Source organism: Vibrio sp. 378, from assembly GCF_033339435.1.
The window spans coordinates 174,767-187,096 of the sequence record NZ_JAWOUO010000001.1 but is presented as its reverse complement, the minus strand read 5'-3'; the positions used below and the strand labels follow the sequence as shown (position 1 = coordinate 187,096).

Sequence of the window (12,330 nt, the reverse complement as noted above, 5' to 3'; positions counted from 1 at the left end):
CAACATAAGGAAGTTCAATGCCAGCGCAATGGAATGAATACTATCAGAAAATTTTAAGCCAACCTCACCGCCCAAACGTGGAGAATGCCGTAAACCGACTTAAGATAGAAGGCAAAGTCGCTCTCGATATTGGCTGCGGAATAGGTCGAGACAGCCACTTTCTCCTCGAACAGGGATTTAAGGTTCACGCATGTGATAGCAATAAAGATGCAGTAAAAACTTGTTTAACACGCTTTGAAGGTAATAAGCGATTTTCAGTTTCGCAGTGCTGTTTTACTGAATTTAATTACCCTCAGTGCAGCTTGGTTATCGCAAATGCCAGTTTGTTCTTTTGCCCTGACACAGGCTTCAAACAAGTCTGGACAAAAATAGACAGCGCATTACAACCGGGCGGTATCTTCTGCGGCGATTTCTTGGGAGTGAAAGACTCGTGGGTTACCTCCGAAATGCATCCAAACATTACCGCATTAACAAAAAAGGAAGTGGAAAGCTTATTCGAGGGTTACGACCTCATTTCATTGCATGAAAGAGATGAAGACGGGACCACTGTAGTAGGAAGCCAAAAACATTGGCATATGTTTAGTGTGACCGCTCGAAAGCGCTAAAAATGGTCTCTCAATAAAGAAAGCAGCACTTCAAATCAGTGCTGCTATCAGAGATTAATTGACGGGATACACCACTTCAAAACGCTCTAAAACCAGCGTACGTTTCTCATGCCAATCGATGTTCAACTCATCGCATTCAGCTTTAAAAAATGCAGTATGAGCATCACGCCACCAGTTTAAGGTTCTATCACCTTCGCCTTCTGCGAAGGCAAACTCTGCGGTTACATCCTCATATTTGCATGTACTTACGTCAGTAATTCGTATCACGCAAACCGGGTCCCCATCCCAATTCGTCACTACTTGTAAATGACCGACTTGGGGCATGGTTTCACCATGTTCTCGATACCAAAGCTCCAAACTGCACGATGCAGTTTTCTGTCCAATACGAACCAAATCTGCGCATACATTCGCGTTGTATTCATCGGCACAATAATAGTCAGCACTGACTGATGGTACAGCTTCCCTTTGTTCTGGTGATAATAGTTCTAGGAATTGTTCTAAGTAATCCTTAGCTCGCGCGTCCATGCTCACTCCATTAATCATAAATTCGCAAGGAGGATAAAAGATATCACAACAAATAACCACCAGGAACAAGCTGAAAAACAACAAGAATATGACTTCTACGTAGACGACTGTTATTTCTTTTGTAATAACTTTGCTAAACGTTTGTGCTATTTGCTATTGTTGCATGGTCTATCTGTACTCTTCTCGTGAAAGGACGTTATATGCGCTTATTTATTGGTATTTTTTTCTCGCTGATACTTGCCTTGCCAACAATGGCATCGGAGGAAAAGTATTCAGAATCGGATCTGTTAGATAGACCATTAATGGAACGCTATATTTTAGATGAACTAAAAGCGCTGCGTCAGGACTATCAAAGCCTAGAAAAGCGAATGATCACAGAGATCACCGATCGCGAGCTAACGGTCGCAGATAAATCGTTGAACTATGCCAACGTGACCGTTACATACTTCTTCTACATCATTGCTGGTGTCGCATCGCTGATTGCCTTTGTCGGATGGCAATCTCTGCGTGAGTTTAAACACAACACCAAAGAGATGGCTGATAAACGATTGGAGAAGATCGCCCAAGAATACGAGAAAAAGTTTGTCGCCCTTGAGCGAGATTTAAAACGCAAAACTCGCATTATCAGTGAAAACAACAAAGAAATTGAGAAAATCAACGAGATCCATAACTTATGGCTACGTGCACAAAGCTCTCAAACTCCAGAGCAACGTATCGAAATCTATGATGAAATCTTGTTAATTCGTCCAGGTGATTTAGAAGCGTTGACGTACAAAGCCGACGCAGCGATGGAAATCAACGAATACCATTGGGCACTTAGCATTTGTAACCGCGTACTTGAAGTCGATTACACCAACGGCCCTGCACTGTATCAACGCGCGTGTGCATACTCTCGCCTTGGTATCGAAGAGCAAGCTATTGAAGACTTGGAACGCGCAATTGAATACAGCCCATCCATTCGTGATTTACTTGCCGAAGAACGAGACCTCGAATTGCTGCACGGTAATGAGCGTTTTGAAAAGCTCTTACATCTAGCAAGCGAATAATGGAATAAACAGCATGAGCAGCCACTTTAATCTAGAAGACGCTAGCCAAGTATTGGTTGGCGCTTTTGCCCTAGCAGTCCCGATCTCATTTTCGGAGGAAGCGTGGCGATTGGGTGAGAGCCTACCAATGGCAAACTTGCTCATGCTGTTAAGTCTTTCTGTCATTTTCCTCAGTTTTTTCGCGTATCAAAGCGTGTTTCAAAGCCACATCAAGAATCGCGTATCCATCTTTATTTTTCGTGTGGTTATCGCGTACCTCATTGCGGCCGTTGTGGTAGCGTTAGTTCTTTTCTGTCTTGATAAGCTGCCACTCATGAATGAGCCTTTGGTTGCGATAAAGCGCGTTATCGTCATCACAATGCCTGCTTCGATGGGCGCGATCGTAGTCGACAGTTTCGACAAAGAATAGAGATAATCGCTACTCTTCTTCTAACGTTAAGTTCGACCCCGAGTGGTCTTTCCCTAATACATCTTCTGGGTTTCGCAGTGCGCAGGTTTCTAACGACAAGCACCCGCAGCCAATGCATCCTCCTAAATCGTTTTGCAACGCTTTAAGTTTTTGAATCTTTTGTTCTAACTGTTCATGCCAATGGCTTGCCATTTCTTCCCATTGCGCTTTGTTAGGGGCTTGGTGTTTCGGCAGTTCATCTAACGCATGTTTAATTTCTTCTAACGACAACCCAACTTGCTGCGCTGCTTTGATCACCGCAACACGGCGCAACACACTGCGATGGTAGCGACGCTGATTACCTTGATTTCTCCAGCTCGAAATCAGTCCTTTTTGCTCGTAAAAATGTAGGGCAGATACTTTCACTCCAGAACGTTTTGCCACTTCTCCTACGCTGATTTCCATCCTTGACTCCCTGTATATCAATTTTGTTAAAAAAACGCTTTACCTCAAGTTTACTTAAGGTTTTAAAGTTGCACCATCTTAATTAACGCTAAACCCCGGCGAGCTCAAGATAATGTGTTCAGCGCGAACGACTTGGTTGTTAAACACAAGACAGTTGGACATCAACCTTTTGAAATACATCGGGAGTTAGAGGCAAACATAATGAAAAATAAAACTCAGCCGTACTTAGCTGGCCGCTTCTTCGACAGTATCTCCTCTGGCTTATTCATGATGGCGCTGCCATGGGTCATGCTTTCCGAACCTAACATGGGTACATTCGTCGCTTTAGTTTCTCTGAGCTGCACCGCGATTTCTTTTCTGGCTACGCCTTTCTTTTCCACTTTAATTGACCGACATTCACGCAAAGTACTACTCGTGCTCAATCAATGGATTCAATCGGGTATGGCTTTGGTGGTGTTCATTGCTTATTGGTTAGGGTTTGAGTCACACTGGTTGCTGGCTTTTGCGCAATTGGTGTATTGGGTTTCGAGTAATTTTGCATGGACGACCAACAACGCTTTCACCCAAGAAAATTATCAGCACCATGAGTATGCGAAAATTTCGGGTCAGCAAGAAATTGTAATGCAATCCACAACCCTCGGAGCTGGCGCGTTGGGTATTGTTTTGCTTGAAATGTGGGGTATGAAAGAGTTTGCTTTGTTTGCGGCCAGCGCCTCTGCGTTAGCAGCGATGTTCTATATTCTGACGCCTTATACCCAACAATTAAGGGCATCAAAATCCGTTGCTTTCATCGCGCAACTCAAAGAGAGCAAACAAATATTCCGTCTCGAACCTCGATTTTATGGCTTTATTCTGCTCTCTTGCCTCTCTTATCCTGCATTGACGTATTTGAGCAAACTGGTGCCGATTTGGTTTTCTGAACAAGGCATCTCTGGCGATTGGTTTGCAGGGTTCAACATCAGTTTTGGCCTCGGCTCGTTGCTAACCGGCTTTATTGTCACCAAAGTGCTAAGCCGTGCCTCCCATAGCCACATTATGTTCGCTTCGATGGTTATGGTCTCTTTTGCGCTTATCGGGATGAGTTTTGCGATGAGCCCGCTGACCATCTTATTGTTTACGGCGCTGTTTGGCGTATTTAACGCGCTAAATCGCATTGCGAGAGTCAACTGGATGCATCACACCGTAGCGGTTCATCAACGAGGTCGCGTCGATGGCGGCATCAGCATGTTTGCCACCACCATTCAATCTCTCAGTTACGTCCTGATTGCAATGTTGAGTCATTACGAACTAACACAATACGGTTTTGCAATCGCAGCTGCTGTCATGGTGTTAGCAGTGATTTTGATGGGATTACTCAGTCGAGACGTCGAGCCGTTTAACGACCTGCCCCTTCATGCAGCAGCAAAGTGAAGCATAGAAATTGAGAAGTTGAGAAATTGAAAAAGCGAGATAGGAAGGCAACCAACATCGTCTTCCTATTTTTTACGCCAGCACTTTTACCTCTATCGCTTATCAGCAAGGTTGGGTATTCTGAGGTGACCAACATGAGCAGAAGGAATTCGCAGTGAACTTAAGACAATTGGAAGTCTTTTACGCCATTATGCAAGCAGGAACGGTGTCTGGTGCGGCTCGCTTACTACACGTTTCCCAACCTAATGTCACTCGAGTTCTCGCCCATACAGAACAACAACTGAGCTTCGCTTTATTTGAGCGTGTAAAAGGTCGCCTCGTTCCCACTCAAGAAGCCAAAGCCTTATTGCCAGAGGCTGAAAAAGTCTATCAACAACTCGGACAATTTCGCTCTCTGACCAACAAAGTCAAACAGGGAACTCAACATTTACGAGTTGGTGCTCCGCCTGTTTTGGCCGCACACTTGTTAGCGCCGACTGTCGCGTTGTTGTCGAAAGAGCACAGCATCTCCTTTGAGCTCTTAACGGCCAATCGCGATGAGCTGTGCTCAGGATTACTGAAACATGAACTGGATGTCGCCATTGCGTTCGGTGAAGAAACACCACCAGCGATCATGGGGCACGTGTTATTGAAAGAAAACTTAGCACTGATCGCTCCTAAAAGCGCAGCGATACCCGCAGAAAAAACCGTCATTTTAGAAGAACTCATCAGTCACGATTTACCCATTATCGGTTTAGATAGCCGAGACCCTCTGGGCTTATTGCTGCATCAAACCTTATCAGCGCGTGACGAGCATTATCAACATGCCATTACCGTCCGCAGCTACTCCGCGGCGGCTGAACTGGTGAAAAACGAAGCAGGATTCGCGATTGTAGACCCTTGGACTGCAAAACAATATCGCCAAGATAATGCCGTTTCCGTGCATGCTTTGGAGCCAAATATGTCCTTCTCTGTCTCTATTTTATTCGCAGAGCACACACCTCAATCCATTGCGACAAAGCAATTTATCACCGCCCTAAAACAACAGATGGTTTAAAGGTATAACCTGAAGTTATACCTGCCTAACAAATAAGCATTCGGTTTCCTAAATCAGTCTGGCTACATTAATGAGCAATAACGATGACGAAGGGAACCATCATGCAAATTGCTCAACCTTACCTACTTTTTCTTGGCGATGTAACCGATCCACTCGCAGCAAAAACCGCGCGTGGCATATATCAATGGCGACCTGAGATTTGTCTTGGCCAAATCCGCCTGACGCCAGAAACCGTATCGCTTAGTTTAACCGACATGACACTACAACAAGCGCAGCAGCAAGGAGCAAAAACGCTGGTGCTTGGCACTGCAAATCCAGGAGGCGTCATTCCCGAAGCTTGGCAAGCAACCTTACTTGAAGCGGCAGAGATGGGATTTGAAATTGCATCGGGCATGCACCAACGTTTGGCGGAACTTTCTCCTCTTGCCGATCTAGAACAACGCGGATTAACCAAACTGTATGATGTTCGCCATTATGATGCCCCGCTCAAGGTCGGCAATGGCAAAGCTCGCGCAGGCAAGCGAGTACTTACTGTAGGGACAGATTGCTCCGTTGGAAAAATGTACTCTGCCCTTGCCATTGAGCATGCATTGAAGCGTAAAAACTGTCGTGCAGAGTTCAAAGCAACGGGTCAAACCGGAATTCTCATCGCAGGCAGTGGCATTTCGATTGATGCTGTAGTTGCCGATTTTATCTCCGGCGCAGTAGAAGCGATCAGCCCTGAGTTCACCGATCACGATTGGGACATCATCGAAGGGCAAGGTTCATTGTTTAACCCTTCATTTGCTGGCGTAAGTTTGGGCTTACTTCACGGCGCACAAGCTGACGCTCTGATACTGTGCCATGAGATTGGTCGCCCGCACATCCGCAACTTACCACATGCGAACTTACCAACCATTGAACAAACGATAGAAGCGAATCTGGCCGCTGCTCGCCTAACAAATCCAAACGCTCAATTAGTGGGTATTTGCTTGAACACTTCGGCGATCAGCGAAGAAGATGCAGCCCAGTTATGCCAGGATTGGAGCGACAAATACCAGGTGCCCGTCACCGACCCTGTGCGTTTTGGCGTTGATGCGGTTGCAGATAGGCTCCTTACGATTTAAGAAACATTTACGGTTTAGAAAATAACTGCGGTTTAGGGAAAACTAGTGAGATGAAAATTCATGTAGAACCTGTCACGCTTGCCATGGCGACACCATTTCGCATCTCTCGCGGCAGTCGGACAGAGTGCCACGTAGTCCGCGTGACAATTGAACATCGAGGCATGACAGCCCAAGGAGAATGCACACCATACCCACGTTATGGTGAATCGGTTGAATCGGTAATTAAGGCGATTTCTCACGCCTCGCATGAACTGCAAAGTTTGTATGCCAAAGGCGAAGCTGATGTCATGGTTCTCAAAAGCCTGCTTCAATCGTTATTGCCCGCGGGGGCGGCAAGAAATGCATTGGATTGCGCCCTTTGGCATCTTCACGCGCTTTTGAGCCAAAAGCAGCAGGTTCACGACCTCTTTACGTTACCCGAGGCGATTGTGACGGCGATGACGGTTTCTATCGACAAGCCGCAAGCGATGGCAAAACAGGCACAAACTTACCTTAGCCAAGGCGCAAAACTGCTTAAGGTAAAACTGGATGGTGAAAACGTGATTGAGCGCGTTGCAGCAGTACGCGATGCCGCGCCGCACGCACAAATTGTCTTAGATGCGAATGAAGCGTGGCAAAACCTCGACCTCGCGACGGTATTTGCTCAACTCGAACCGCTAGACATCACCATGATCGAACAACCGTTGCCACAAGACTGCGATGACGTACTCGCCAGCATTCCGCACCCCATTCCACTTTGCGCCGATGAAAGTTGTCACACCAGAGAGCAATTGCATCAGTTGGTTGGCAAATATGAAATGGTGAATATTAAGCTAGATAAAACTGGCGGGCTCACTGAAGCACTATTATTAGCCGACGACGCCCAAAAACTCGGTTTTAGCCTCATGTCCGGTTGTATGTTGGGGACGTCGCTTGCGATGCGTGCTGCCTTACCCATTGCTGCTCAGGCAAGCGTTGTCGATCTTGATGGCCCGGTGCTGCTCGGACAAGATGTAACGCCAAGCTTGGTTTATCGCGACGGCGAAATCGTTCTTTCCAAATAGCCTAAACAATCCAGAGGTTTTGCTCCAAAAGTCAGAACCTCTGAGTTTATGATCTCGATTAAAAAACAATCAGCCCCATCATGAAATAAGTCACATAAATTATACGGTTATTACGGCATGCTAAGATTACAGTGGTCCAAGAAGGTGGTCTTATGCATCGAGTCATCCGAAAAATGACATGGAAGACGAATAGGCGGTAATCCCGCCCTACTCCAATGCAGTGCGTGGGTTTCTATAGCAACCCACTTCCTAGCAATTCGTAGGTTTTTCACGCCATCTTGCAAGGAGGCTCTATGCCTATCAACAAAATACGCAATATCGCTTTTGTCGGCCAAACCGGGACCGGTAAAACCACGCTAATAGAAAAACTGCTCTTCACCTGCGATGCCACGCACCATTTAGGCAGCGTAGAAAAAGGCGATACCGTTACCGACTTCGACCCTCAATCCATCCAATATCAACACAGTATTGAAGCAACGCCAGTCGCACTGCGCTGGAATAAACACCGGCTCAATATCATCGACACTCCGGGACAAAACGAGTTACTTGGCCGTACTATCAGCGTTTTTCCTGCCGTTGAAACATCTGCCCTTGTCATCGACCCTCAAACCCCACTTAACCAAACTTCCGATCGCTTATTCACCTTTGCTAAAGAGCAGCAAAAATGTCAGATGATCATCATCAATAAGCTCGATAACCACGGTAATCAGTTAGAAAGATTGATGGAGAACATCGTTGAGCATTTTGGGGACCACTGCTTGCCGATCAACTTACCTTCGGCTGACGGGGAATCTGTAGTTGACTGCTATTTCGAACCAGAATTGGGACGAGAAACCTTACTTGCAACGGTAGATGAAGCTCATGAGACCTTAATTGACCAAGTCATCGAAGTCGATGAAGAACTGATGGAACTGTATCTGGAACAAGGCTCCGAACTCACCGCAGAGCAACTGCATGATCCGTTTGAAGAAGCACTGAGAACTGGACATGTGATTCCGGTCTGTTTTGTCTCAGCACAAACCGGCGCGGGCGTCGAGTTGCTGCTGCGCACCTTGGCGGAGATCATGCCCATGCCAAACGAGGGTAACCCTCCTCTACTGGAAAAGAACGGCAAAAAAATCAAAGTAAATTGCGAAACCTTAGAGCACACCGTCGCACACGTGTACAAAGTCAGCGTCGACCCATATATGGGAAAACTTGCCTACTTACGTGTGTATCAGGGTGAAATCAATGCGGGCAGCCAGCTTTATATTGGCGAAAGCAACAAGGCATTTAAAGTTGGGCACTTATATCAACTGCAGGGCAAAGATAGAACCGAGATCCCTCGCGCGCTTGCAGGCGACTTCTGCGTTTTAGCCAAAGTGGATGATCTCGAATTCGATTCAATCGTTCATGACTCTCACGAAGAAGATGGAGTTCAACTCAAAACGTTGGACCTTCCTGACTCCATGTATTCTTTGTGCTTGAAGCCTCTTAAGCGTGGAGATGAGCAAAAATTAGGAGATGTGCTGAATAAAATTGCCAGTGAAGATCCTTCGCTGCGCATCGAACATCGCGCTCGCACCAACGAAACCATCATCAGCGGCCAAGGGGAGTTTCACCTCAAAGTCGCATTAGAAAAGATGGCGAACGTGTACAAACTGGACGTCGAAACCTGCCAACCAAGCGTCGAATACTTTGAAACCATCACCAAACCTGCCGAAGGGCATTATCGACACAAAAAACAAAGTGGCGGTGCAGGCCAGTTTGGTGAAGTGCAATTGAAGGTTCGTCCACTCGAACGTGGTGCCGGATTTAAGTTCATCAACAAAGTGGTGGGTGGCGCCATCCCAACCGCGCTCATTCCTGCTGTTGAAAAAGGTATTTTGCAAGCGTTAGAGGAAGGCGCGATTTCTGGCAACCCAATTAAGGATGTGGAAGTCACCGTTTATGACGGTAAATATCACTCCGTCGATTCGAAAGAAATTGCGTTTGTCATCGCAGGTAAGAAAGCCTTTTTAGATGCTATTAACAACGCCGATCCTATTGTGCTAGAACCCATTGTCCAGATGGAACTGCACATCCCAACCGCGAATGTTGGCGATGTTTCTGGTGATTTATCTGGCAACCGAGGCTTAATCGAAGGCTCCGAGCCAATCGACAGCAGCTTCACCTTACTCAGAGCCAAGTCACCTGTAAACGAGCTGCAAGATTACGCTCGTCGATTACGCTCTATCACTGGTGGTGAAGGCAGCTTTAGTATGACCTTAAGCCATTACGAGCCTGCGCCACCAGCAGTGCAAAAACAGGTCTGCCAAGGCAGTACACAACAAGGTTAATTCCCTAAGATTCAAATCAATCACATAAACAAAAAAGCGCCCTCATTTTGAAGGCGCTTTTAGGTAAAAGAAAAATTATTTATCGAGAGACAAACCTATCTGACTGATTTTGCTTTCAAACTCTTCGATGCTGTTCGCTTTGTAAGTCGGAGCACCGTTAAAGTAGCGCGGTTTCTCTGGCAGCATCGCATTTTTCAGCTCTTGTTCTTGATCGATATTGTCATGGTAAACCGTTACACGATTTGGAATATCCTGCTTCATTACAGCCATTTTTGGTTCTCCTTTATTAAGACGAATAGTAAGCGTAGAACGAATTTATCGGAGTACAGGCGAAACTGTGTAAAATTCAGACACTCACAGCAAAATCATATTTAAACAGTTGCATTTAATATTTTTGAGGCACTTTGTCGTGGCTATTGGAAAACGTGAGTGCAGCGATTAAGGTGAGCTCTCTCTACATGAAGACAGGAAGTCCGGTGTCACAACAAGAACTCAACCAAATGGGCAGTGCAAAAGTTTTTCTCATCGAAAAAGATGGAGTCCAAGTAATAGAAAAACGTAACCCTACTCAAATAGAAGTGGCGTTTTATCAACGCTATGCCGAGCAGTTTAACGCGCTTGGAATACACGTACCGCGCTTGATTCAACTCGACGACCAGAAAAACGTTCTGTACATTGAATACGTTCCCCACGCAGTCGAGCAAGCATTCTTACTTGAAGATCCTCGAGTCATTGAACAACTCGTCAAACTGCACCAACTTCCACCAACATCAGATGGTGTTTATCACCGCCACCAGTGGACACCACAAGCGACTCAACAAGCACTCGCTACACTTGAACTGGGCTCAGAGACAGAGCAGTTCTTCCACAACCTCCAACAACGATCGGCGCATCTTTTCGATGGACAGAACTTGATCTCCGGAGACTCGAATGCTGGAAACTGGGGACAGCGCCAAAATGGCGAGCTGGTGCTGTTCGACTGGGAGCGCTTTTCTACAGGGCATGTCGCGATAGATTTAGCGCCGCTCATCGAGGGCATGGGCACATTTGATGATTACTTGAACGTAGCAGACAAATATATAAAGTGCGCAGAGAAAGGTGAAACAACAGAATTGGCGCGCGATATCGGACTAGCAAAAGCGTGGATCGTTGTCGAGGTAGTCAACATACTGGTCTCCAGAGAGAATCCGCAGACCAGCAAGTATTTGGACTGGTTTCGGCAAACCTTGCCGCAATGGGCCAAAAGCCTTAGCGCTCAGGTGATGAGTTAGGCTCTGAGATTTGATATAAACGCCTTTCAGGTTCTGCGCATGAGGTTTCGCAGTTGCATACTTTATCAACACCGACGTTGTTTAAACCGCCGCAACTTCCTTGAATACGCTTGTTATGAAAAATGACGCCAAGTGACATCAACAAAATGATTGCGAGAAAACCAAGAAAGGTAAATAACCAAACCATATTAACCTGCCTTATTAGCCATCGACTCTAGCTTAAGTATAGCAGGGCTAGATGTCGCTTTGAGTAGCGCTTTAGGTCTTGCCAACAAGGAGGGTTTTGATTTTGGGCCACCACAGGAGCCGCAGCCACCTTTTTGTTTGTGAACACTTTTCTTATGATTGTTTGATGGGCGTCCTTGAGAGGGCTCAATCAAAGGCTCTCTTGGAACCGCAAGCACATCTTCTAATGAACTACGAGTAGACAGCCTAAATACTGGCGTGCCACTGCTAAGTAGCTTTGCCAATACACGTTCACCGATATTTCGCACAAGAACAGCATCCACATTGTACCCTTGTAGAGACTGAATCAACTGAGACTTCGCATTACAACCCGCTTGTGGCATAGAAGCAATGTTCGCTAAGTTTTTTAGCATACCGTCAGTATCAGAATAAATAGCAATGTATGGTGCTTTTACAAAGTGGTTTGCCACCCGCTCACCATCATTAGGAATAGCATAAATCATAAGTTTGACTCCTCATTCGGAAAAACTAATGCATGACCTTCAACTAAACTTTTTGCGACTTTCAATCTTGCACTTTTTACTGTGTTACCAAAAGTTTGTCTAGAAACGCCCATCTGCTCCGCAGCTTGCTGCTGGCTAAGCCCCTCTAAGTCGGCTAAACGTAGCGCTTCTAACTCTTCTGGTAATATGGCGACTTGCTCCAACTGATTAAATGGAATGCCATTGGGCTTAAAGCAGTGGTGAGCCGCACGTCCGCATATTCGTCTTTCTATCTTTGGTCTTGCCATCATTGTCCCTCAAAAACACAGAGTCAAATTACGCCTTAAACTGGCATATGCCAATAACATTTTTAGCATATGCCAATAAACTAAGTTTGCAAAAATCAACACGACAAATACGTAATACATCAGCATTAATTAGACATCTAA

At 45.9% G+C, this 12,330-nt stretch carries 15 protein-coding genes; 9 read left to right on the top strand and 6 right to left on the bottom strand.

What is annotated here, in order from left to right; genetic code table 11:
- Positions 1-17: 17 nt before the first annotated feature.
- Positions 18-605: a class I SAM-dependent methyltransferase gene (locus R7Q48_RS00905; RefSeq protein ID WP_151515788.1), complete on the top strand. Its 588-nt coding sequence runs from the start codon at positions 18-20 to the stop codon at positions 603-605.
- Between the two features lie 54 nt (positions 606-659).
- Here the strand turns inward: R7Q48_RS00905 and R7Q48_RS00900 are convergent, their stop codons facing one another.
- Entirely contained in the window at positions 660-1,130 is a 471-nt protein-coding gene (locus R7Q48_RS00900; RefSeq protein WP_005373887.1) for an ASCH domain-containing protein, read from the bottom strand.
- Positions 1,131-1,330: 200 nt separating this feature from the next.
- Between R7Q48_RS00900 and R7Q48_RS00895 the strand changes: the two genes are divergently transcribed.
- Positions 1,331-2,176: a tetratricopeptide repeat protein gene (locus tag R7Q48_RS00895; RefSeq protein ID WP_005373890.1), complete on the top strand. Its 846-nt coding sequence runs from the start codon at positions 1,331-1,333 to the stop codon at positions 2,174-2,176.
- A gap of 13 nt (positions 2,177-2,189) precedes the next feature.
- Entirely contained in the window at positions 2,190-2,585 is a 396-nt protein-coding gene (locus R7Q48_RS00890) for a DUF2391 family protein (protein ID WP_005373896.1), read from the top strand.
- A 9-nt stretch (positions 2,586-2,594) separates the two neighbouring features.
- Here R7Q48_RS00890 and soxR read toward each other — a convergent pair whose 3' ends face one another.
- Positions 2,595-3,029: a redox-sensitive transcriptional activator SoxR gene (gene soxR, locus R7Q48_RS00885; RefSeq protein WP_005373898.1), complete on the bottom strand. Its 435-nt coding sequence runs from the start codon at positions 3,027-3,029 to the stop codon at positions 2,595-2,597.
- Between the two features lie 201 nt (positions 3,030-3,230).
- On the opposite strand from soxR, the gene R7Q48_RS00880 reads away from it, so the two are divergent.
- From R7Q48_RS00880 to fusA, 5 genes are all read left to right on the top strand, one after another.
- Entirely contained in the window at positions 3,231-4,439 is a 1,209-nt protein-coding gene (locus R7Q48_RS00880) for an MFS transporter (RefSeq protein ID WP_017635140.1), read from the top strand.
- Between the two features lie 154 nt (positions 4,440-4,593).
- Positions 4,594-5,475: a LysR family transcriptional regulator gene (locus tag R7Q48_RS00875; RefSeq protein WP_005387199.1), complete on the top strand. Its 882-nt coding sequence runs from the start codon at positions 4,594-4,596 to the stop codon at positions 5,473-5,475.
- Between the two features lie 101 nt (positions 5,476-5,576).
- A complete protein-coding gene (gene dgcN, locus R7Q48_RS00870; RefSeq protein WP_025998657.1) occupies positions 5,577-6,581 on the top strand; it encodes an N-acetyltransferase DgcN in 1,005 nt (334 codons plus the stop codon).
- A 50-nt stretch (positions 6,582-6,631) separates the two neighbouring features.
- Positions 6,632-7,624: an N-acetyl-D-Glu racemase DgcA gene (dgcA, locus tag R7Q48_RS00865; RefSeq protein ID WP_005387202.1), complete on the top strand. Its 993-nt coding sequence runs from the start codon at positions 6,632-6,634 to the stop codon at positions 7,622-7,624.
- 293 nt (positions 7,625-7,917) lie between these two features.
- Positions 7,918-9,942, top strand: a complete 2,025-nt coding sequence (gene fusA / locus R7Q48_RS00860) for an elongation factor G (RefSeq protein WP_005387204.1) — start codon at positions 7,918-7,920, stop codon at positions 9,940-9,942.
- 75 nt (positions 9,943-10,017) lie between these two features.
- Here fusA and R7Q48_RS00855 read toward each other — a convergent pair whose 3' ends face one another.
- Positions 10,018-10,212 (bottom strand): hypothetical protein, encoded by a 195-nt coding sequence (locus R7Q48_RS00855; RefSeq protein ID WP_005373920.1) that lies wholly within the window; start codon positions 10,210-10,212, stop codon positions 10,018-10,020.
- A 188-nt stretch (positions 10,213-10,400) separates the two neighbouring features.
- Between R7Q48_RS00855 and R7Q48_RS00850 the strand changes: the two genes are divergently transcribed.
- Complete coding sequence (locus tag R7Q48_RS00850) at positions 10,401-11,213, top strand: aminoglycoside phosphotransferase family protein (protein WP_262652629.1); 813 nt, start codon at positions 10,401-10,403, stop codon at positions 11,211-11,213.
- Here R7Q48_RS00850 and nqrM read toward each other — a convergent pair.
- The 3 genes from nqrM to R7Q48_RS00835 are packed head-to-tail and all read right to left on the bottom strand — an operon-like array spanning position 11,191 to position 12,189.
- The gene (gene nqrM, locus R7Q48_RS00845) at positions 11,191-11,400 is read right to left on the bottom strand and encodes a (Na+)-NQR maturation NqrM (protein WP_017635136.1); all 210 of its coding nucleotides are present in this window, start codon (positions 11,398-11,400) and stop codon (positions 11,191-11,193) included. The two genes, R7Q48_RS00850 and nqrM, sit on opposite strands and share 23 nt — an antisense overlap.
- A gap of 1 nt (position 11,401) precedes the next feature.
- Positions 11,402-11,902: a NifB/NifX family molybdenum-iron cluster-binding protein gene (locus R7Q48_RS00840; RefSeq protein WP_025577643.1), complete on the bottom strand. Its 501-nt coding sequence runs from the start codon at positions 11,900-11,902 to the stop codon at positions 11,402-11,404.
- The gene (locus R7Q48_RS00835; protein ID WP_005373924.1) at positions 11,899-12,189 is read right to left on the bottom strand and encodes a DUF134 domain-containing protein; all 291 of its coding nucleotides are present in this window, start codon (positions 12,187-12,189) and stop codon (positions 11,899-11,901) included. Before R7Q48_RS00835 ends, R7Q48_RS00840 begins: the two co-directional genes overlap by 4 nt.
- Between the last annotated feature and the right edge of the window lie 141 nt (positions 12,190-12,330).